Origin of the sequence: Streptomyces griseoflavus (genome assembly GCF_014649995.1) — a bacterium.
In the GTDB taxonomy this organism is placed as follows: Bacteria; Actinomycetota; Actinomycetes; order Streptomycetales; family Streptomycetaceae; genus Streptomyces; species Streptomyces griseoflavus.
The window spans coordinates 166,307-187,697 of the sequence record NZ_BMUC01000005.1 but is presented as its reverse complement, the minus strand read 5'-3'; the positions used below and the strand labels follow the sequence as shown (position 1 = coordinate 187,697).

Below are 21,391 nucleotides of genomic sequence, written 5' to 3'. Positions count from 1 at the left end.
CCTTCCGCTCCGTTCCCCTCGCCCGCTCCGCTTCCCGCCGGCCGGGAAGGGGATGACCGAGGGCCTTTCCTGACATATCACCTCGCGCGAGGCGGGGCGTCGCGGCAGTTCTCAGCCGACCGGCCAGTTCGGCACCTGGCGCGGCATCCGGTCGGAGTCCGGTTCGACGCGTCCGCCACTGATCGTTCCGCGCCACTGCCCGCTCTCCCGGCCCTGGCCCTCGATGTACTCCTTGAAGCGCGCGAAGTCCTCCCGGACCTGCCTGCGGACCAGCCCCAGGGCGTCCCCCACCCGCTCGGCCGCGCCCCTCGGGGTGAACTCGACCCGGAAGGCGACGCGGCAGCGGCTCTCCCCCAGCGCCCGGAAGGTCACCTCACCGATCAGGCGGGGTGCACCCACGGAGCGCCACACGATGCGCTCGTCGGGGCGCTGCTCGGTGATCTCCGCGTCGAACTCGCGGGTCACGCCACCGAACCTGGTCACCCAGTGCGTCATGGAGGAGCGCGACCGGTCCACCCGGCGCACACCGCGCATGAACACGGGGAAGCACTCGAACTGGGTCCACTGGTTGTAGGCCATGCTGACCGGGACGTCGACGTCGGCGGCGCCTTCGATGACGCTCATGGGCGTTCCTCCTCTCCGCCACGGCCCGGGGGCCATGGGTGTCCGCCCCGTGCGGCCGAGTGCCCTCCTCGCGGGCTCTCAACCCGGGAGGCGCCGTCGCCGTGCGGTGGCCGGAGGGGGCCGGCCGGGCAGCGGGGGCCACGCGACGTGGCGGCCTCCTCGGCCCGCCCCCGGCGGACGACCGGGCCGGCCGGCCGGACCCCACGGGTGCCCACCCGGACCTCACCGGTGCCCGCCCGGCAGGCCCAAGCCCTCCCTTCAACAGGCCGGACGCCGATCGCAGCATCAACTCTCAGCCCTTGAACACAAATTGCACACAACCCCTCTTCATATCGGCCCCTCATGGTCTAGATTGACCGTGCTTCAGATGTTCGGGCACGAGGCGACCAAAATGATCTATGGGTCCGGCGTTGTGGAAAGCACGTGGTCACATCCCCGACGCCCGACGTGGGGGTGATCAATTCCTGAGCCCGGCAGGGGCTTCGGGTGCGGGGAGCAGCCGGGGTCCCGAAGGGTTCATACGCAGGGGGAAAGTTCGGCGGTACGGGCGAGTCGCCGCCGCCGGGGGGGTTGTCACACGGTTCCGCATCAGCCGGCACGTCATGCGCGGAGGCGGGGGCCTCACGCGGGGGAGAACAGCGCGGCACGGGGGGCGGGGGCCTCCCGGGGGTGGGAGGAACAGTGCTAGGCGAACACGTCGAACCACTGGGGACCTGGGGGGTTCTGTGCGGCAAGGGGGATTACTCAGCCCGTTTCCGTCGACGCGCGGGCGTCCGGCGGACGGGACGATCAGCAGGCCCGCGACCGACTGGGAGCAGCGGTACCGCCGTACGGTGATCACCGGCGATGCCGTGGCCACTGCCTGTGTGGTGGCGGGAATCGGCAACTTCTTCGGGGCGCGGGACGCGGCCAACTGGCACGAGAAATGGGGAATTCTCGCATTCGGCACCTGGATTCTGGTGCTGGGGGCGCTGGCGGTGAGCCGGTCATGGGCTCCGGCGGTTCTCGGCCAGGGAGCCGAGGAATTCCGCCGGCTCGGACGTTCCCTGTTCATGGCGACGGTCGTCCTGGCGCTCGGCGGAATAGCGCTCACCTCGCGCAACATCAAACTCTGGATCTTCGTGGCAATTCCCGCGATCGCGATCGTCACCATGACCGAGCGGTATCTGCTGCGGCTCTGGCTGCACAGAGAACGCAAGGAAGGCCGCTGCCTGAGACCGGTGCTGGCCGCCGGCAGCCCGGCCACCGTGCGGGACCTGATCACCCGGACCCGCAAGTTCCCGCACCTGGGCTGGCGGGTGGACGCCGTGTGCACCACGTACGGCGCGGTGGCCGGCGGTGACCGGCTCGACGGGGTACCGGTCGTCGGCCGGCTGACGGACGTCGCGGGCCACGTGCACCGGGACGGCTACCGCGTCGTCGCGGTGACCCCGGACCCGCACTGGTCGCCGGAGCGGCTCCAGCGGCTGGCCTGGAGCCTCGAGGGCAGCGACACCGAGATGGTCGTGGCGCCCGTGCTGATGGAGGTGGCCGGTCCGCGGCTGCACATCGACGCGGTGCTGGGGATCCCGCTGCTGCGGGTCAGCATGCCGACCTTCAGCGGCGGCCGCCGCGCGGTCAAGGGGGTCGTCGACCGGCTCGGCGCGGCGGTCCTGCTGCTGGTGTTCGCGCCGCTGATGGTGGGCGTCGGGCTGCTCGTGGCGGCGGACAGCCGGGGCGGGGTGTTCTACCGCCAGCGCCGCGTGGGCAAGGACGGGCGCGAGTTCACCATGGTCAAGTTCCGCACCATGGTCGCCGGGGCCGACCGGGCCCGCGCCGAGCTGATCCACCGCAACGAGGGCGCGGGACTGCTGTTCAAGCTCCGCAGGGATCCGCGGGTGACCCGCGTCGGAACGGTTCTGCGCCGGTACTCGCTCGACGAGCTGCCGCAGTTGTTCAACGTGCTCACCGGCTCGATGTCGCTCGTCGGTCCGCGGCCGCCGCTGCCGGAGGAGTCCGCCGCCTACGGCCCCGACATCCGGCGGCGGCTGCTGGTCAAGCCCGGACTCACCGGACTGTGGCAGATCAGCGGGCGCAGCGACCTGTCATGGGAGGAAACGGTCCGTCTGGACCTGCGGTACGTGGAGGACTGGTCGCTCGCCCTGGACACGGTGATCCTGTGGAAGACGCTGCGCGCGGTGCTCCACGGGCAGGGGGCCTACTGATGCGGGGCGGCCGAGGACCGGCCGGCGCGCGGACCGCAGGCCGCGAGGGCCTGCCTGGGGGGAGGAACGGGTCATGAGAGTCAGTGTGTTCGGGCTCGGCTACGTGGGCTGCGTGTCGGCCGCGTGCCTGGCCGACCTGGGGCACCAGGTCGTCGGGGTGGACGTCAACCAGGTGAAGGTCGACCTGGTCAACGACGGCAAGGCCCCGGTGGTCGAGGAGCGGATCGGAGAGCTGATCGAAGGGGGCGTGCGGACCGGGGCGTTACGCGCCACCGTCGACGTCCGCGAGGCGATCATGGACAGTGAGGTGTCGCTGGTCTGCGTGGGCACGCCCTCGGAGCCCAACGGCAGCCTGTGCACCACCTACCTGGAGCGGGTCACCGAGCAGATCGGCGCGGCGCTCGCCGAGCGGGGCGGACGGCACACCGTGGTGTTCCGCAGCACCATGCTCCCCGGCACCTGCCTCGACCTGCTGGTGCCGATCCTGGAGAAGTACGTCGGCGGCACGGCCGGGGTGGACGTCGGGGTCGCGGTCAACCCGGAGTTCCTGCGCGAGGGCACCAGCGTGCGGGACTTCTTCGACCCGCCCAAGACCGTCATCGGCGAGCTCGACCCGGCGAGCGGCGACGTGGTGGCGGCGCTGTACGACGGACTGCCCGGCGAAGTGTTCCGGGTGCCGATCCCGACGGCCGAGGCGATCAAGTACGCGGACAACGCGTTCCACGGCCTCAAGATCGGCTTCGCGAACGAGCTGGGCGCGGTGTGCCAGGCCCTCGGAGTGGACTCGCACCAGGTCATGGACGTGTTCCTGGCCGACCGCAAACTGAACATCAGCCCCGCCTACCTGCGGCCCGGCTTCGCCTTCGGCGGCTCCTGCCTGCCCAAGGACCTGCGCAGCCTGGTCCACGCGGCGCACCGCGCCGACGTCTCGGTGCCCATCCTCGCCCATGTGCTGCCCTCCAACGCCGACCACCTGCAACGGGCGGTGGAACTGGTGGAGCGCACCGGCAGACGCCGGGTCGGGATGTTCGGGCTGTCCTTCAAACCCGGCACCGACGACCTCCGCGAGAGCCCGCTCGTCGAACTGGCGGAACGGCTCTTCGGCAAGGGGTACGACCTGCGGATCCACGACGCCAACGTGAGCCTGTCCCGGCTGCTCGGCGCGAACCGCGAGTACATCGAGACCCGGCTGCCGCACCTCGCGCAGCTCCTCGCGGACTCCGTCGAGGAGGTGCTCGAACACGCCGAGGTGTGCCTGGTCGGGACCAGGGACCCGGCCGTGCTGTCGGCGCTGCCCCGTGGCGGCGGCCCCGTGATCGTCGATCTCGTCCGCCTTCCCGACGCCGAGGCGCGCCGGACCGAACCGGGGTACGTGGGCCTTGCCTGGTGACACGTCGTTCACAGACCCGTCCGGCGGCGGGGCGGGCCGGCGCGCGCTGGTCCTCGTGGAGAACCTGTCGGTGCCGTTCGACCGGCGGGTGTGGCAGGAGTGCACCACGCTGCGCGACGCGGGCTGGGAGGTGCACGTCGTCTGCCCCCGGGGCACCAAGCGGGACACGGAACCGGAGGCGGTGATCGACGGGGTGCGGATCCACCGCTACCCGCTGCGCGCCGCCACCGGAGGACCGGCCGGCTATCTGCGGGAGTACGGATCGGCGCTGTGGCACACCGTGCGGCTGGCCCGGAAGGTCGGCCCGGTCGACGTGGTGCACGCCTGCAACCCGCCCGACCTGCTCTTCCTGCCGGCCCTGTGGATGAAGCGGCACGGCGCGCGGTTCGTCTTCGACCAGCACGACCTGGTGCCCGAGCTGTACCTGTCCCGGTTCGGCCGCGGCAAGGACCTGCTGTACCGCGGCGTGTGCGCGCTGGAGCGGATGACCTACCGGGCCGCGGACGTCGTGCTCGCCACCAACGAGAGCTACCGGGACGTCGCGGTGCGCCGCGGCGGGCGGCGGCCCGAGGACGTGTTCGTGGTGCGCAGCGCCCCGGACACCGGCCGGTTCCACCCGGTGCCGCCCGAGCCGGAGTTGAAGCGCGGCAAGCCCCATCTGCTGTGCTACCTGGGCGTGATGGGCCCGCAGGACGGCGTCGACTACGCCCTGCGGGCGCTGGCGAAGCTGCGCGACGAGGTCGGACGGACCGACTGGCACGCGGTGTTCGTCGGCGGCGGCGACACCTTCGACGCGATGGTGGAACTGTCCCGCCGGCTCGGGCTCTCGGACCAGGTGCAGTTCACCGGGCGCATCCCGGACGCCGACCTGGTGCGCTACCTGTCCACCGCGGACGTGTGCCTCTCCCCCGATCCGCACAACCCGCTCAACGACGTGTCGACCATGAACAAGGTCCTGGAGTACATGGTGATGGGCCGGCCGGTCGTCTCGTTCGACCTCCGTGAGGCGCGCGTCTCCGCCGGTGACGCCGCCGTCTACGCGCCCGCGAACGACGAGGGGGAGTTCGCCCGGCTCGTCGCGCGGCTGCTGGACGAGCCGGAGACACGGTCCCGGATGGGCAAGACCGGCCAGGAGCGGATCAACGGGCCGCTGTCCTGGCGCAATTCGCAGGCGTCGCTGCTCGCCGCCTACGCCGCCGCCTGCCGCGACCGGCCTCCGGTGCGGGCGCGCGGCACGTACCGCGCGGGGAAGAGGCCGCGCCGTTGAGCGAGGACACGATACGCCTGGTCACGATCGGGCGGCTGATCCGCCGGCGCCGGCGGCTGCTCACCGTCGTCGCCGTCCTGGGCGCGCTCGTCGGCCTCGGCACCTCCCTGGTGTTCCCGCCGCGGTACACGACGTCGGCGTCGGTGCTGCTGCCGGGGGCGTGGGAGGAACGCGAACTGCTGACCCAGGTGGAGATCGCGACCAGTTCGGTGGTGGTGGACCGCGCGGCCGACGAGCTCGACCGGGACGGGGTCGGCGCGGGCGACCTGCGGGACCGGGTGGCCGCCAGGGCCTCCGACGGGAACATCATCGAGATCTCGGCCACCGCCGACACCCCCGAGCACGCGCAGCGCCTCGCGGACGCGATGGTCGAACAGTTCGTCGCGTTCGCCGCGCGAGTCGGGGGCGACACCGCCGACGCCGAGGCGGCGGCGCGGCCCGAGGAGCTGCGGCAGCTGGTGCTGCGGACCAGCCGCCGCATCACCGAACTGGCCGACTCGGCCGACCCGGGGCGGACCGTGGAGAGCGTGCAGACCCGCACCGAGCTGGCGAAGCTGCGCACCGCGCTCCAGGAGGCCGTCACCAAGCTGGACCGGACCGACCCCGCCGCGGCCGGCACCGGCATGGTCGTCATGGGGCCCGCGGCCCGGCCGGACGGCGAGGCACCGCCGACCAGGTGGCAGCTCGTCGCCGCCGGGGCGCTGCTGTTCGTCCTCCTCACGGTCGCCGGGCACCTCACCGCCGCCCGCGTGAACCGCCGGCCGTGCACCGGGCCGGAGATCGCCGCGGCGCTGCGCTCGACGCCGCTGGGGACCGTCGACGTACCCGGGGAACGGCCCGCGCACCGGCCCGGGGAGGACGGCCCGCGGGCCCGGATCAGCCGGCTGCTCGGCACCGGCACCCGGTGGGACGCGCCCGTCCCGCGGCCGTCCGGCGACGAGGCCGGCCGGCAGGTCCGCTACCGGCGCGTCTGCGCCCGCCTCCGGGACCTGCTGCCCGCCCCCCGGCGGCTGCTGGTCCTGGTTCCCGACGGCGACGGGGTGGCCCTGCGGGCCGCCGAGCGGCTCGCCGCCGAGGCCGGAGACGGTCCGCGCCTGCGGGTGCTGGAGGTGCCGGTGTCCCGGCCGGTGGTTCCGGACCGGGGCGACGAGTCCGGCGCCCTGGTGGTGCTCGGCGCGGGCGACTGGACCACGGAGGAACTGACCGGCCTCGCCGAGGCGTGCGCGGACGCGGGGCACGAGGTCGTCGGCGTCGTCCTCGCCGGCCCGGTACCCGTCGCTCCGGGGACCGCCGGCGGCCGTCACCGGGACGCCGCGGTGCCGGCGCTCGCGGCGGGCGAGGGCACGACGGGTGGTGCGGCGTGACGACACCCGCGACGCCGGACGCACCGGCCTCCGCCCCGCTGCTCGACCTGCACTCGCTCGTGGTGTCGGTGCGCAGACGGCGCCGCCTCTGGTCCGCCCTGGCGCTGCTGGGGCTGCTCGCCGGCGCGGCGGTGGCCGTCCTCCTGCCGCCGCCACCGACCGCGGTGACCAAGGTGCTCGTCGCCCACCAGCAGGACCAGCCGAACGACCCCGGCACGCTCATCCGCACCGACGCCGCCCTGCTGCACACCACGCGGATCGCGGGAGCGGCCCTGAAGGCCATGGGGTCCCCGGAGAGGCCGGAGGACTTCATGGAGGACTACGAGGGCCTGGGCCTGACCAACAACCTGCTGCAGATCACGGTGACCGGGGACAGCGACGCGGAAGCGGTGGCCCGCGCCGGGGCACTGGCCGACGCGTTCGTCGCGGACCACGTGCGGCGGATCCGCGAAGCCGCGGACGCCGAGGCCAAGACGCTGCTCGAACAGCAGGCCCGCATGCGGGAGGAGCTCGACCGGGTCAACGAGGCGATCGGTGACGGGCCGCCGCAGGGCGGGCCGCAGGATTCGGCGACCATGGAGTCGCTCTTCGCCCGCCGCGCCGAACTCACCTCCCGCGTCACCGACTTCGGGCAGCGCGCCGCGGAAGCACGCGTCGGCACGCCCCGGCTCGTGGCCGGCACCCAGATCGTGGACGCGCCGCGCGTGGTGCGGCACTCCCTCACCGGGGCGGCCGCCACCAACGCCGCGATCGGGCTCGTCCTCGGGCTGGTCCTCGGGCTCGCGGTCGCCGCGGTCACCTCGGTGGTGGCGGACCGCCCCGTGCTGCGCCGGGACATCGCGGCGCACCTCGGCGCCTCCGTGATCGCCGAGCTGCCCCGCCGGACGGTCGCGCCGTGGCGGCGCCGGCGGACCCGCGCGGCACGCACCCGGCTCACCACGTCCCTGACCCGCACCGTGCGCGGCTCCGCGGAACCGGTGTCCCTGCTGGAACTGGGCTGTGCGCGCGCCGCGGGCGACCTCGCCCTGGACCTCGCCCGCGCACTGGCGGCCGAGGAGGCGGTGGTCGTCGTCGACGGTCTGCCGGGAGCGCTGCTCGCGGGCCGCCGCCCGCGGCCCGGGGACCCGGCCGTGGTCGACGGCGGGCGGGCCGCCGAGGCGCCGCCCGGGGAGCGCGCGCTCGGCGTCGGCTCGGTGCGGCCCGGCACGCCGTGGACCGACCTGCGGTACCTCGGCACCCGGACCGTGCTGGTCGTACGGGCCGGTCACGGCAGCGCCGCGTGGCTGCACACCGTCGCGCGGCAGCTCGCGGAGCAGCGCGTCGCGGTGATCGGTGTGGTGCTGATCGACCCCGATCCGCGGGACCGGACCGACGGCACGCTGTGGCACGGCCTGCGCACCGGCCCGCACACCGACCCCCACACCGGCCTGCACGGCCGTGACGAGCGGCCCGCCCGGAACAACGGTGGGGGTACCTCCCACGCCGTCCGGGCAGTGGGGGACGGCCCGAGGCGGACCGAACGCCGGCCGATGCCGGCGGCACGGGTCCCGGACAGCGACCAGGAGGCGCGGTAGCACATGTGTGGCATCGCAGGCACGTACCGATGGCCGGACGGGAAGGCCGTCACCGACCGGCTCACCGACACCCTCGCCCACCGCGGCCCGGACGGGGCGGGCCGGTACAGCCACTCCGCGGGGGACGGCGAGGTGCACCTGGGGCACCGCCGGCTGGCCGTGATCGACCTGTCCGGCACCGGCGCCCAGCCCATGGTCTCCGGCGGCCTCGCCCTGACCTACAACGGCGAGCTGTACAACGCGCCCGAGCTGCGCGCCGAACTGCAGTCCGCCGGGGTGCGCTTCCGCGGTACCTCCGACACCGAGGTGCTGCTGGAGGCGTGGCGGCGCTGGGGCACGGACTGCCTTCCCCGGCTGCGCGGCATGTTCGCGTTCGGGATCTTCGACGAGCGGACCGGTGAGCTGGTGCTCGCCCGCGACCAGCTCGGCATCAAGCCGCTGTTCCTGCTGCGGCGCGGTGAGGGTCTGGTGTTCGCCTCCGAACTCAAGGCGCTCGCCGCCGTGACCGGCGGGACGCTGGAGGTGGACCACGCGGCGCTGGTGGCGTCGCTGCTGTACTACTGGGTGCCCGACTCGCGGTGCGCGTTCCGCGAGGCGGAGAAGCTGCCGCCGGGGAGCTGGCTGCGGTGCCGGCCCGACGGCCGGGTGGAGCGCGGCCGGTACTGGAACCTGCGGGACGTCGCCGCCGAGGCCCGGGAGCGGGCCCTGGCCGGTGAACAGCCGGACGTCGCCGCCGTCGTGGAGGAGTCGACCCGGCGTCACCTGCTCTCCGACGTCCCCGTGGCGACCTTCCTCTCCGGCGGTCTGGACTCCAGCTACCTGACCGCGCTGGCCGCCCGTGACCGGCCCGGGATCTCCGCGTACACGATCGGGTTCCGCGCCGAGGACGCCCGGTTCGAGGCGATGCCGGACGACCTGCGGTACGCCCGGCAGGTCGCCGAGCGGTTCGGTGTCGACCTGCGGGAGATCGAGATCGCCCCGGACGTGCTCGACCTGCTGCCGCGGATGACGTACCACCTGGACGAGCCGATCGGTGACCCCGCCGCGATCAACACGTTCCTGATCTGCTCGGCCGCCCGCGAGGCCGGGGTGAAGGTGATGCTCTCGGGGATGGGCGCCGACGAGCTGTTCGCCGGGTACCGCAAGCACCTGGCCAACCTGCTCGCGCTGCGCTACCAGCGCGTCCCGGGGCCGCTGCGGCGCGGGGTGTCCGGCGCCGTGGGCCGGCTGCCGGTGGCCACGGCCCGCCGGGGGTACCGGTCGGTGCGCTTCGCGAAGCGGTTCCTGTCCTTCGCCGACCTGCCGGAGGAGACCGCGTTCCGGCGCAGCTACACCCTGTACGACCGGCGGGAACTGCTCGCCCTGGTCGACCCGGACCTCGCCGGGACGGTCGACGACGTGCTGACCGAGCACGCGGACGTCTACGCGGACAACGCTCTCGACGACTTCGTCAACCGCATGTGCCTGGCCGACGCCCGCATGTTCCTGCCGGGCCTGAACCTCGCGTACACGGACCGCTCCAGCATGGCCGCCTCGACCGAGGTGCGGGTGCCGTACGTGGACGTCGAGGTGGTGAAGGCGGCGTTCGCCGTGCCCGGCCGCCGCAAGATCGCCGGCCGGCAGGGGAAGGCCGTCCTCAAGGAGGCGGCCGTCTCCGTCCTGCCGCGGGAGATCGTCCACCGGCCCAAGGGCCTGTTCAGCGCCCCGCTGCGGGCCTGGATGAGCCGGGACCTGGCACCTCTGGTGCGCGAGGTGGTCGACGACGGCGAGCTGGTCCGTTCCGGTTTCCTGCGCCGTGACGCGCTCCAGCGGCTGGTCGCCGCGGACGCCGCCGGGCAGCAGGACTTCTCCAAGCATCTGTGGCACGTGCTGACCCTCGAGTACTGGTACCGCGGCGCGACCTCCGGGTCCGGCCAGAGCTCCCCGACGGCGTAGAGACAAGAGGACTTCGGTGAAACAGGTCGTACAGAACTACAAGACCGGCGAGCTGGCCCTGCTCGACGTGCCGGTGCCGGGGTGCAAGCCGGGCGGGGTGCTGGTGCGCACCGCCTACTCGCTGATCTCCACCGGGACCGAGCTGATGAAGGTGTCCGAGGCCGGCATGTCGATGCTGGGCAAGGCCCGTTCCCGGCCGGACCAGGTCGCCAAGGTGGTGCAGAGCGTGGCCGTCAACGGCGTGCCCGCCACCTATCGCAAGGTGATGGGCAAGCTGGACTCCTACACCCCGCTGGGCTATTCGCTGTGCGGGGTGGTGGAGCAGGTCGGGGACGGCATCGACGACGTCAAGGCCGGCGACCTGGTGGCCTGCGCGGGCAACGAGCACGCGCTGCACGCCGAGCTGAACTGGGTGCCGAAGAACCTGTACGCCCCGGTGCCGGACGGACTCGCGCCCCAGCACGCGGCGTTCGGCACCGTCGGGTCGATCGCCCTGCAGGGGGTGCGCCGGGGCGAACCCCAGCTCGGCGACGTGGCGCTGGTCATCGGCCTCGGCCTGATCGGCCAGCTGGTGGTGCAGCTGCTCGCCGCCTCCGGGGCCCGGGTCGTCGGGGCCGACCCCGACCCGGTGCGCTGCGAGCTCGCCGAGCGGCTGGGCGCCGCGGCCTGCGGCGACCCCGGCTCCCCGGCCGTGGAGCAGGCCGTGGCCGAGCTCACCGGCGGTCTGGGCGTGGACCAGGTGTACCTGGCCGCCGGCGGCGACAGCAACCAGCCCGTCGAGCTGGCCGCCCGGCTCTCCCGGGACCGGGGCCGGGTCGTCGACATCGGCAAGTGCCGCCTCGACCTGCCGTGGAACGCGTACTACGAGAAGGAACTCGACGTCCGGTTCTCCCGCAGCTACGGCCCCGGCCGCTACGACCCGGAGTACGAACTCCAGGGCCGGGACTACCCGGCCGGCTACGTGCGCTGGACCGAGCGCCGCAACCTGGCCTGCTTCCTCGACCTCGCCGCCCGGGGCCGCGTCGACGTGGAGCCGCTGGTCTCCCGCACGGCCGACTTCGACGACGCCGTCGAGACGTACCGGAGTCTGGAGGGCGGCGGTCTGAAGGCCGTGGCCGTGCTGTTCCGCTACCCCGGGCAGACGGTGGAGGCGCCGGCCCCGGAGGTGGCCGTGCCCGCGGTACGGAGCGGCGGCCCGCGTTCCGCCCCGGCCAGGCCCGCCGGGACGCCGGTGCGGCTGGCGTTCGTCGGCGCGGGCAACTACGCGACGTCGATGCTGCTGCCGCACCTGGCGGGACGCGACGGTGTCGAGCTGTCCACGGTCGTCACCACGACGGCGCTGTCCGCGGCCAACGCGCAGCACAAGTTCGGCTTCGCCGGGGCGACCACCGATCTGGACGCGGTGCTCGGCGACGCGTCCGTCGACGCGGTGTTCGTGGTCACCCGGCACAGTTCGCACGCCGAACTCACCCGCAAGGCGCTGCTGGCCGGCAAGGCGGTGTTCGTGGAGAAGCCGCTGGCGCTCACCGAGGACGAACTGGCGGGCGTGCTGGCCGCGGTGGAGGAGTCGGGCAACGACCGGCTCCAGGTGGGCTTCAACCGCCGGTTCGCGCCGCTGCTGCGGGACGCCTCGGAGCGGTTCGGCGCCCGGACCGGGCCGGGACACGTCCGCTACCTGGTCAACGCGGGCCGCCTCGACCACGGCAGCTGGTACCTCCAGCAGGCCACGGAGGGCTCGCGGTTCGCGGGCGAGGGAGGACACTTCGTCGACACGGCGAGCCGGCTGCTCGGGGCCGACCCGGTCTCGGTGTACGCGCTCACCACGCCCGGCGGCGAGGACCTCCAGGTCGTGCTGCGCTACCCGGACGGGTCCACCGCCACCATCGGCTACGTCACCACCGGACCGGCGGGCTTCCCCAAGGAGACCATCGACCTGGTCGCGGACGGCCGTGCGCTGCGCCTGGACGACTTCGTCCGCGCCTCGGTCTACGACGGCCGCAAGCGGTGGGTCAGCTCGCGGCTTCCCAAGGCCCGGGACAAGGGCCAGTCCGCCCAACTGGCGGCGTTCGTCAAGGCGGTGCGGACCGGTGGCCCGATGCCGGTGCCGCTCGAGTCGCTGGTCGCCACCACCGCGGCGACCCTCGCCGTGCGGGCGGGCCTGGCCGCCGGCGTGCCGGTGACGCTGGCGGGGGCACGATGACGGTGAGCTCGGGGAGTCCGGGCTGGTACCTGCGGCGGCTGTCCCGGATGGGGCCGCGGGAGGTCGCCGGCCGGGTGGGCGACACGGTGCGCAGACGGCGGTGGCGGTCGGTGCCGCCGCCGGACTGCCCGGCCGTGACCGGCGCCAAATTCACCGCCGTCCTGCCCGCCGGGGCGATCGCCGCGGTGCCGCCGGACGCCGCGAAACGCCTGGTCGCCGACGCGGACCGGCTGATGGCCGGGCACGCCGTGTTCTTCGGGGTGGAGCGCGCCGACCTGGCCGACCCGGACTGGTGGTTCGACCCGAAGACGGGCCGTCGCGCGCCGGGAGGCTACGCCTTCGACGTGCCGTACCGGGACGAGGACGCGGCCGGCGACATCAAGCAGATCTGGGAGCCGTCCCGGCACCAGTACCTCACCGTGCTCGCCGCCGCCCACGCGGTCACCGGGGACGAACGGTACGCCGAGCGCGTCGCCGGGCACCTGCGGTCGTGGTGGGCTGCCAACCCGCCGCTGCGCGGGGTGCACTGGACCAGCGGCATCGAGCTGGGCATCCGGCTGCTGTCGTGGGTGTGGATCCGCCGGCTGCTCGACGGCTGGCCGGGCGCGGCCGGGCTGTTCGAGGACGATCCGGTGGCGCGGAACCAGATCTGGCACCACCAGCGCTGGCTGGCCGCCTTCCCCAGCCGGGGGTCCTCCGCCAACAACCACGCCGTCGCCGAGGCGGCCGGACAGCTCGCCGCGGCCTGCGCGTTCGGCTGGTTCCCCGAATCGGCGCGGCTGCGGGCCGACGCGCTGCGGTCGCTGGAGCGGCATCTGCGCGGCAACACCTTCGGCTCCGGCCTCAACCGCGAGCTGGCCACCGAGTACCACGGGCTGGTGCTGGAGCTCGGCCTGGCCGCGGTCGCCGAGGCCGACGCCGCGGGCGTGGAGGTGCCCGCGACCGTACGGCGGGTGCTGCTGCGGATGACGGACGCGCTCGCGGCCGTGGTGGACGACCGGCTGCGGCCTCCCCGCCAGGGGGACGCCGACGACGGGCACGGTCTGGTGGTGGACGGCGCGGGCACCGACCGCTGGGGTTCGCTGCTGGCCACCGGGGACGCGGTCTTCGGCCGGCTCCCGTGGTGGCCGGAGGTGACCGGCACGGACGTGCGCACCCCGCTGCTGGCCGCGTTGATCCGGCCCGGAACCGGCCCGGCCCCCGCCCCCGCGCCCGCTTCCGCGGCCGGCGGGCGCCCCGGCCGCACGGCGTTCCCGGACGGAGTGCCGCGCGCCGGCCGCGGGGCGCCTTCGGGCCGGTGGCTCCGCCGCCCGCCCGGCGCCGGGCTCGTACAGCCGCCGGACGGCGGGACGCTCCCGGCCGTGACGCGCCCGGCGAGCCGGCCGGACCACTTCGCCGACGCGGGGCTCACCGTCCTGCGCGGGCCGGGAGGGATCTGGTGCCGCTGCGACGGCGGCCCGCACGGGTTCCTGTCCATCGCCGCGCACGCCCACGCGGACGCGCTGTCCGTGGAGGTCCGGCACGACGGGGTCGACGTGCTCGCCGACCCGGGAACCTACTGCTACCACGGGCAGCCCGAGTGGCGGCGGTACTTCCGGTCGACCCTCGGCCACAACACCCTGGAGCTGGACGGCGCCGACCAGTCCGTCTCCGGCGGCCCGTTCCTGTGGACGCGGCACGCCCGCAGCCGGGTCCTGTCCGTGGACACCTCCGGCGCGGACATGGCCCGCTGGTGCGCCGAACACGACGGCTACGGGGCGTCCGTGCACCGGCGCGAGGTGGAACTGACGCACGCCACACGCGAGGTGAGGATCGTCGACGAGGTGCGCGGGCCGCGCCGGGCCGTCCGGCTGGCGTTCCACCTCGGTCCCTCGGTCACCGCGGACCTGTCGGACGGCCGGGCGGTGCTCACCTGGTCCCGGGACGGCGCGGACCGCTCCGCGGTGCTCGACCTGCCCGCGCGGCTGGACTGGCGCGCGCACCGCGGCGAGAGCGACCCGCCGCTGGGCTGGTACTCCCCCGGCTTCGGCCGCAGGGAACCCGCCACCACGCTGGTCGGCACCGGCTTCACCGACGGCACGGAGGGCTTCACCACCGTGCTCGGGTTCCAGGACTGAGGGGAGGAGGGCAGGTGGGGAGCACGTGGCGGCGCCGGGCGTTACCGGCGGCACCGCTGGTACTGGTCCTGCTGGCGGCGACCGGCTGTGACGGCACACCGGACGCACGGCCGGAGCCGACCGCCGCGCCGGCCACCCCCGTCGCCCGGGTGTGCGACCGGCCCGCACCCGGACCGGCGAAGGCGCCGGCGGGAGCGGTGGCCGTCGACCCCGCGGTCACCGGCGACCTCGCCGCGAAGACCAGGAACAGCCCCCCGCACACCACCTTCTGGCTCCGGCCGGGCACGCACCGGCTCGGACCGGACCGCTACGCCCAGGTCGTCCCCAAGGAGGGCAACACCTACCTCGGCGCGCCCGGCGCGGTGCTCGACGGCCGGAGGACCAACCAGTACGCGTTCGGCGGCGCCGCCCGGGACGTCACCGTCCGCCACCTGACCGTGCGGGGCTTCGTCGCCCCGCACGACGAGGGCGTGGTCAACCACGACTCCGCCGACGGGTGGGTGATCGAGCACACGACGATCCGGGACAACACCGGCGCCGGTCTGATGGCCGGCGCCCGCCAGCGGGTCCGTGCCAACTGCCTGCGCGACAACGGGCAGTACGGCATGAACGCCTACAAGGGAGGCGGCCGGATCACCGGTCTGGTGGTCGAGGGCAACGAGATCACCGGCAACAACACCGGCGACTGGGAGCGGAAGCGGCCGGGCTGCGGCTGCACCGGCGGCATCAAGTTCTGGGCCGTCGACGGCGCCGACGTCCGCGGCAACTGGGTGCACGACAACCGCGGGACCGGGCTGTGGGCGGACACCAACAACAACGACTTCCGCATCGAGGACAACGTGCTCGAGGCCAACGACGGTGCCGCGCTGATCTACGAGACCAGCTACAACGCGGTCATCCGCGGAAACACCATCCGGCGCAACAACTGGGTCGAGGGCCGCAGGTACGCCGACCGCGGCGACACCTTCCCCCTCGCGACCGTCTACGTGTCGGAGTCCGGCGGCGAACCACGGGTACGGGCCCGCACGGACCGGATCGAGATCCACCGCAACGTGCTGGAGGACAACTGGTCCGGGATCACCCTGTGGGAGAACGCCGACCGGTTCTGCAACAGCCCGGCCAACACCTCCTCCGGCCACTGCACGCTGCTGGTGGCGGACACCGCCCGCTGCGCGCAGCCGCGGATCGCCGCCGCGCCCCTGCGCTCGGACTGCCGGTGGAAGACCCAGCGGGTGGACATCCACGACAACCGCTTCCTGCTGGACAAGTCCGTCGTCGACTGCGCGGACCTGTGCGACCGCATGGCGGTGCTGGCCAACTACGGCACCTACCCGGACTGGTCGCCGTACCAGGGCGAGGGGGTCGCCGAGGCGATCACCCACGGGCAGCACAACCGCTGGTACGACAACGTGTACGTCGGGGCGTGGAAGTTCGTCGCCCACGACCCGAGCCGGGTGCTGGACCGCGGGCAGTGGCAGGGCGCGCCGTACCGGCAGGACGCGGGCAGCACCTTCCGTACCCGGGACGGTGGTTGAGATGGGCGCGGAGCGCACGCCGCGGGCCGTCGGGACGGCCTGGGGGCTGCTGGTCCTCAACACGCTCGGCTCCGCCGGGGCGAAGACCATCGTGCCGCTGCCCCGCTCCCTCATCCAGATGGTCACGATGGGCGCGCTGGTCGCCGCGTTCGCGCTGGCGCTCGCGGTCGACCTCCGGCTGCGCGTCCGGCCGAGCGCCTTCCTGTTCCTGCTCACCCTGCTGCTGGTGCCGAGCGTGCTGGCCAGCGCGAGCCTGGAGTCGGGGTTCGGCGCGCTGTTCCGCTGCGCCCGGCTGACCTTCTTCATCGCCACGCTGTGGCTGCTCAGCCGCTGGTGGGACGGCGGCACGGCCTTCGTGCGGCACCACATCCGGATGTACTTCCTGGTGCTGTGTTCGGTGGCCGCCGGACTGGCCGTCTCGCCGGGCGCCGCCCTGCCCGACCTCTACGGCGGCCGGCTGGTCGGCGCGTTGTGGCCGCTCACCCCGCCGCAGATCGGACAGTACGCCGCGGTGATCACCGGGCTCACCGTGCTGCTCCTGCTGGGCCGCCGCACCGACCGGGGCAGCGCGGCCCTGGTGGTCGTGCCGGCCCTGGTGCTGCTGGCGCTGACCCACACCCGTACGGCCACGCTCGGTCTGATCGCCGGACTGGCGGTGGCGATCGGCTCGCTCGTGCTGACCAGCGCCGCCGCCCGCCGCTTCTTCACCTGGGCGGTACTGGTGGCCGCCGTGGCCGCCGTGGGGTTCGGCTCCCTGCTCCAGGCGTGGTTCCTGCGCGGACAGAGCCAGGAGAACTTCACCAGCCTCACCGGCCGGGCCAAGGTGTGGGACGCCCTGCTGGCGGCACCGCGGTCGACCCCGGAGTTCCTGTTCGGCTCGGGCCTGGGCGACAAGTCGTTCGGCGGGCTGCCCATCGACAACAGCTGGCTGGCCGTCTACCACGAGCAGGGGGTGACCGGCGTGACCCTGGTGGCGGCGATGATCGCCGTGCTGGGCGGGGTCGCGCTGCTGCGGCCGCCGTCGCTGTCGAGGGCCTGCGCGCTGTTCCTGATCAGCTACTGCGCGATCGCCTCGTACACCGAGGCCGGGCTGGGCGACGCCTCGCCGTACCTGCTGCACCTGACCGTGGCCGCCTCCCTGCTGGCGGCGCCCGCGGCGGCCCCCGCCCTCCCGGTGCCCGGGGCCGCCCGGCGGCGCGTACCGCGGTGGGCCCAGCGATCGGAGGTGACCTGACATGCACGTCCTCGTGGTGCACAACCGCTACGCCTCGGCGCAGCCGAGCGGGGAGAACAAGGTCGTCGACCAGGAGGTGGCGCTGCTGCGCGGGGCCGGCCACCGGGTCGGGCTGTTCGAGCGGCGCAGCGACGACATCCCCGGCCGGTCGCTGCCCGGCAAGGCGGCGCTGCCGCTGCTGGTGCCGTGGAACCCGGCGGTCCGCAGGGAGCTCGCCGCGCGGCTGCGCGCCGAACGGCCGGACGTGGTGCACGTCCACAACGTCTTCCCGCTGCTGTCGCCGGCGGTGCTGGCCGCCTGCGCCGACGCGGGGGTGCCCGCCGTCGCCACACTGCACAACTACACCCAGGTCTGCCCGCCCGGCACGCTCCAGCGGGACGGCCGGCCGTGCACCGAGTGCGTCGGCGGCTCACCGCTGCCCGCCGTCCGGCACGGCTGCTACCGGGACTCCCGGCTGGCCACGGTGCCGCTCGCGGTCAGTCTGTCGCTGAACCGGCGGCGGTGGTGGTCCGGCGTGGAGCGGTTCTTCTGCATCTCGGCGGCGCAGCGCGACGTGCTGGTCGGGGCGGGCCTGCCGGCGGGACGGCTGGCGGTGAAGCACAACTTCGTGCCCGACCCGGAGGCGCGGCGGGCGGGCGACGGTGAGCACGTGCTCTTCCTCGGCCGCCTCGCGGAGGCCAAGGGCGTGCGGCTGCTGATGGCCGCCTGGGACGAGATCGCCGCCGGCGGCGGCGCGGGCGTGCCGCTGGTGATCGCCGGGGCGGGGCCGCTGGAGCGGGAGGTCGCCGCCTGGGCGGCGGGCCGGGACGACGTGCGGTACGCCGGCCTGTACGACACGGCTCGGTGCCGGGAGGCCGTCGCGCGGTCGGTCGCCGTGGTGGCTCCCTCGACGTGGCTGGAGACGTTCGGCCTGGTGGTCGTGGAGGCGATGGCGGCGGGGGTCCCGGCCGTCGCCGCCGGGCACGGCGCCTTCGCCGAACTCGTCGACGACGGGGAGACGGGGCTGCTGCACCGGCCGGGCGACGCCGCCTCGCTGGCGGCCTGTCTGCGCCGGATCACCGCCGGGGGCGCCCGCAACCGGGAGATGGGGCGGGCGGCCCGGCGCCGTTACGAACGGGACTTCAGCCCGGCCGTCGGGCTGGAGCGCCTGCTGGAGGGGTATCGCGCCGCGGTCGCGGGGCGGTCCGGCGGCGGGGACGGCCCGCCGCCGGGGGACGGAAGCACTGGCTCGCGGCGGGGCGACCCGCGCGGGCGGGATGGGGGCAGTAGATGACACGATGCCGACTCTGCGGCTCGGCGGCGCTCGCGAGCGTCGTCGACCTGGGGGCGACTCCGCCGTGCGAGAGCTTCCTCGCCGCGGACGAACTGGACCGGCCGGAACCGGCGTACCCGCTGCATCTGCGGGTGTGCACGGACTGCTGGCTGGCGCAGATCCCTCCGCTGATCACTCCGGAGGAGACGTTCACCCAGTACGCGTACTTCTCCTCCTACTCCACCTCCTGGGTGGAGCACGCGCGCGCCTTCGTCGCCGACGCGGCGGCCCGGCTGGACCTCGGCTCGGACTCCTTCGTGGTCGAGGTGGCGAGCAACGACGGGTACCTGCTGAAGCACGTGGTGGACCGGGGGATCCGCTGCCTGGGCATCGAGCCGTCGGTGAACGTGGGCGCCACCGCCAGGGACGCGGGCGTGCCCACGCTCACCGCGTTCCTCGACCCGGCCACCGGCTCGGACGTGCGGGCCGAGCACGGCCCGGCGGACCTGGTCGTGGCCAACAACGTGTACGCGCACATCCCCGACGTGGTCGGCTTCACCCGGGGACTGCGCGCCCTGGTCGCCGACGACGGCTGGGTCTCGGTCGAGGTACAGCACCTGCTGACCCTGATCGAGGAGAACCAGTACGACACGATCTACCACGAGCACTTCCAGTACTACACGGTCGCGGCGGCGGCCCGGGCGCTGGCGAGCGGCGGACTGACCCTGGTGGACGTGGAGCTGCTGCCGACGCACGGCGGTTCGATCCGGCTGTGGGCCCGGCCGGAGGGGGTGGCCGGGGAGCCCTCCCGGCAGGTGTCCGAGGTGCTGGACCGGGAGAAGGCCGCCGGACTGCAGGAGCTGTCCGGGTACGCCGAGTTCGCCGCCCGGGTGGCCAAGGTGCGCCGGGACCTGCTGCGGTTCCTCATCGACGCGGCCGAGCGGGGCGAGACGGTCGTCGGCTACGGCGCGCCCGGCAAGGGCAACACCCTGCTCAACCACTGCGGCATCCGGCCCGACCTGCTGCCGTACACGGTGGACCGCAACCCCTACAAACACGGCAGGTTCACCCCCGGCACCCGCATCCCGGTCCTGCCGCCGGAGCGGATCGCCGCCGACCGGCCGGACTACGTGCTGGTGCTCCCGTGGAACCTGCGGGCCGAGCTGACCGAGCAGCTGTCCTTCGTGCACGAGTGGGGCGGACGGCTCGTCTTCCCCATACCCGAACTGAGCATTGTCGAGGTCGAGCGATGAAGGTCGTACTGTTCTGCGGCGGTTACGGGCTGCGGATGCGCAGCGGGACCTCCGACGACGTGCCCAAGCCGATGGCGATGGTCGGGCCGCGCCCGCTGATCTGGCACGTCATGCGCTACTACGCGTACTACGGGCACACGGAGTTCATCCTGTGCCTCGGCTACGGGGCGCACCACATCAAGGACTTCTTCCTCAACTACGAGGAGACGACGTCCAACGACTTCGTGCTGCGGGGCGGGCGGACCGAGTTGCTGTCCACCGACATCGCCGACTGGACGATCACGTTCGCGCAGACCGGCATCGAGTCGCCCATCGGGGAGCGGCTGCGCCGGGTGCGGCACCACCTGGACGGCGACGAGATGTTCCTCGCCAACTACGCCGACGTGCTCACCGACGCCCCGCTGCCGGAGATGATCGACCGGTTCGCCCGGCGTGACGCCGGCGCGTCGATGATGGTGGTGCCGCCGCAGTCCTCGTTCCACTGCGTGGACCTGGGCGAGGACGGGCTGGTGGGGGGCATCACCCCGGTGAGCGAACTGCCGCTGTGGGAGAACGGCGGCTACTTCGTCCTGCGCCGTGAGGTCCTCGACCACATCCCCGAGGGCGGTGACCTGGTCGCCGACGGCTGCGCCGGGCTCGCCAAGCAGGGGCGGCTGATGGCCTACCGGCACCGCGGCTTCTGGAAGCCGACCGACACCGTGAAGGAGCGGGCCGCGCTCGACGAGGCCTACGCGCGGGGCGACCGCCCGTGGGCAGTGTGGGAGCGGGACGGTGCGGGCGCCGGGGTGACGGCGTGATCCGGCTCGGGACCGGCCGTCTGGACCGGGTCGTCGCGGTGGGCGCGCACTGCGACGACATCGCCATCGGCGCCGGCGGCACGCTGCTGACCCTGTGCCTCGCGCGGCCCGGCATCCGCGTCGACGCGCTGGTGCTGTCCGGCGGCGGCGGTGAACGCGAGGAGGAGGAGCGGGCCGCGCTCGCCGCCTTCTGCCCCGGCGCCGACCTGCGGCTGACCGTGCTGAAGCTGCCGGACGGCCGGATGCCCGCGCACTGGGAGGAGGCCAAGGCCGCGGTCGAGGAGCTGCGCGCGCGGACCGAGCCGGATGTCGTGCTGGCCCCGCGCGCCGAGGACGCGCACCAGGACCACCGCGGCCTGGCGCGCATGATGACCACCGCCTTCCGGGACCACCTCGTGCTCGGCTACGAGATCGTCAAGTGGGACGGCGACCTCGGCCCGATGACGGCGTACCAGCCGCTGTCGCCGGAGACCGCCGAGCGGAAGGTGCGGCTGCTGCAGGAGCACTACCCCTCGCAGCGGCACCGGCCCTGGTACGACCGGGAGGCCTTCCTCGGTCTGGCCCGGATCCGCGGCATCGAATGCCACGCCCGCTACGCCGAGGCGTTCGCCGTCACCAAACTCACTCTCGACCTGGGGGAATGAC

General features: G+C 74.0%; 15 protein-coding genes. 14 read left to right on the top strand and 1 reads right to left on the bottom strand.

Annotation, left to right across the window (positions count from 1 at the left end; genetic code table 11):
- Nucleotides 1–111: 111 nt before the first annotated feature.
- A complete protein-coding gene (locus tag IE172_RS13715; protein WP_190097480.1) occupies nt 112–624 on the bottom strand; it encodes an SRPBCC family protein in 513 nt (170 codons plus the stop codon).
- Between the two features lie 725 nt (nt 625–1,349).
- Here IE172_RS13715 and IE172_RS13710 point away from each other — a divergent pair.
- The 14 genes from IE172_RS13710 to IE172_RS13645 all read left to right on the top strand — a co-directional run bounded on the left by IE172_RS13710 (nt 1,350) and on the right by IE172_RS13645 (nt 21,390).
- Entirely contained in the window at nt 1,350–2,828 is a 1,479-nt protein-coding gene (locus tag IE172_RS13710) for a sugar transferase (RefSeq protein ID WP_190097479.1), read from the top strand.
- 73 nt (nt 2,829–2,901) lie between these two features.
- On the top strand, nt 2,902–4,218 hold the full coding sequence (locus IE172_RS13705; protein WP_190097478.1) for a nucleotide sugar dehydrogenase: 1,317 nt from the start codon (nt 2,902–2,904) through the stop codon (nt 4,216–4,218).
- On the top strand, nt 4,208–5,485 hold the full coding sequence (locus IE172_RS13700; RefSeq protein ID WP_190097477.1) for a glycosyltransferase family 4 protein: 1,278 nt from the start codon (nt 4,208–4,210) through the stop codon (nt 5,483–5,485). The genes IE172_RS13705 and IE172_RS13700 overlap by 11 nt, the downstream gene beginning before the upstream one ends.
- Nucleotides 5,482–6,849 carry a Wzz/FepE/Etk N-terminal domain-containing protein gene (locus IE172_RS13695; protein WP_190097476.1) on the top strand — a complete coding sequence of 456 codons (1,368 nt, stop codon included), beginning with the start codon at nt 5,482–5,484 and terminating at the stop codon, nt 6,847–6,849. The genes IE172_RS13700 and IE172_RS13695 overlap by 4 nt, the downstream gene beginning before the upstream one ends.
- Nucleotides 6,846–8,423, top strand: coding sequence for a Wzz/FepE/Etk N-terminal domain-containing protein (locus tag IE172_RS13690; RefSeq protein ID WP_190097475.1), 1,578 nt, complete (start codon nt 6,846–6,848; stop codon nt 8,421–8,423). Before IE172_RS13695 ends, IE172_RS13690 begins: the two co-directional genes overlap by 4 nt.
- Nucleotides 8,424–8,426: 3 nt before the next feature.
- A complete protein-coding gene (asnB, locus tag IE172_RS13685) occupies nt 8,427–10,358 on the top strand; it encodes an asparagine synthase (glutamine-hydrolyzing) (protein WP_190097474.1) in 1,932 nt (643 codons plus the stop codon).
- 16 nt (nt 10,359–10,374) lie between these two features.
- Complete coding sequence (locus IE172_RS13680) at nt 10,375–12,558, top strand: bi-domain-containing oxidoreductase (RefSeq protein WP_190097473.1); 2,184 nt, start codon at nt 10,375–10,377, stop codon at nt 12,556–12,558.
- Nucleotides 12,555–14,675: an alginate lyase family protein gene (locus IE172_RS13675; RefSeq protein ID WP_190097472.1), complete on the top strand. Its 2,121-nt coding sequence runs from the start codon at nt 12,555–12,557 to the stop codon at nt 14,673–14,675. Before IE172_RS13680 ends, IE172_RS13675 begins: the two co-directional genes overlap by 4 nt.
- A 14-nt stretch (nt 14,676–14,689) precedes the next feature.
- Nucleotides 14,690–16,210 carry a right-handed parallel beta-helix repeat-containing protein gene (locus tag IE172_RS13670; protein WP_190097471.1) on the top strand — a complete coding sequence of 507 codons (1,521 nt, stop codon included), beginning with the start codon at nt 14,690–14,692 and terminating at the stop codon, nt 16,208–16,210.
- A 1-nt stretch (nt 16,211) separates the two neighbouring features.
- The gene (locus tag IE172_RS13665) at nt 16,212–17,444 is read left to right on the top strand and encodes an O-antigen ligase domain-containing protein (protein ID WP_190097470.1); all 1,233 of its coding nucleotides are present in this window, start codon (nt 16,212–16,214) and stop codon (nt 17,442–17,444) included.
- 1 nt (nt 17,445) lies between these two features.
- Nucleotides 17,446–18,717 (top strand): glycosyltransferase, encoded by a 1,272-nt coding sequence (locus IE172_RS13660; protein ID WP_190097469.1) that lies wholly within the window; start codon nt 17,446–17,448, stop codon nt 18,715–18,717.
- Complete coding sequence (locus IE172_RS13655; protein WP_190097468.1) at nt 18,714–19,949, top strand: class I SAM-dependent methyltransferase; 1,236 nt, start codon at nt 18,714–18,716, stop codon at nt 19,947–19,949. Before IE172_RS13660 ends, IE172_RS13655 begins: the two co-directional genes overlap by 4 nt.
- The gene (locus IE172_RS13650) at nt 19,946–20,746 is read left to right on the top strand and encodes a glycosyltransferase family protein (protein WP_190097467.1); all 801 of its coding nucleotides are present in this window, start codon (nt 19,946–19,948) and stop codon (nt 20,744–20,746) included. Before IE172_RS13655 ends, IE172_RS13650 begins: the two co-directional genes overlap by 4 nt.
- Complete coding sequence (locus IE172_RS13645) at nt 20,743–21,390, top strand: PIG-L deacetylase family protein (RefSeq protein ID WP_190097466.1); 648 nt, start codon at nt 20,743–20,745, stop codon at nt 21,388–21,390. The genes IE172_RS13650 and IE172_RS13645 overlap by 4 nt, the downstream gene beginning before the upstream one ends.
- Nucleotide 21,391: the final 1 nt, after the last annotated feature.

Bases quoted from the DNA above. Each gene is read 5' to 3' on its own strand.
- IE172_RS13660 (WP_190097469.1), top strand. From the start codon at position 17,446: ATGCACGTCCTCGTGGTGCACAACCGCTACGCCTCGGCGCAGCCGAGC.
- IE172_RS13665 (WP_190097470.1), top strand. From the start codon at position 16,212: ATGGGCGCGGAGCGCACGCCGCGGGCCGTCGGGACGGCCTGGGGGCTG.
- IE172_RS13705 (WP_190097478.1), top strand. From the start codon at position 2,902: ATGAGAGTCAGTGTGTTCGGGCTCGGCTACGTGGGCTGCGTGTCGGCC.
- IE172_RS13650 (WP_190097467.1), top strand. From the start codon at position 19,946: ATGAAGGTCGTACTGTTCTGCGGCGGTTACGGGCTGCGGATGCGCAGC.
- IE172_RS13715 (WP_190097480.1), bottom strand. From the start codon at position 624: ATGAGCGTCATCGAAGGCGCCGCCGACGTCGACGTCCCGGTCAGCATG.
- IE172_RS13655 (WP_190097468.1), top strand. From the start codon at position 18,714: ATGACACGATGCCGACTCTGCGGCTCGGCGGCGCTCGCGAGCGTCGTC.
- asnB (WP_190097474.1), top strand. From the start codon at position 8,427: ATGTGTGGCATCGCAGGCACGTACCGATGGCCGGACGGGAAGGCCGTC.
- IE172_RS13675 (WP_190097472.1), top strand. From the start codon at position 12,555: ATGACGGTGAGCTCGGGGAGTCCGGGCTGGTACCTGCGGCGGCTGTCC.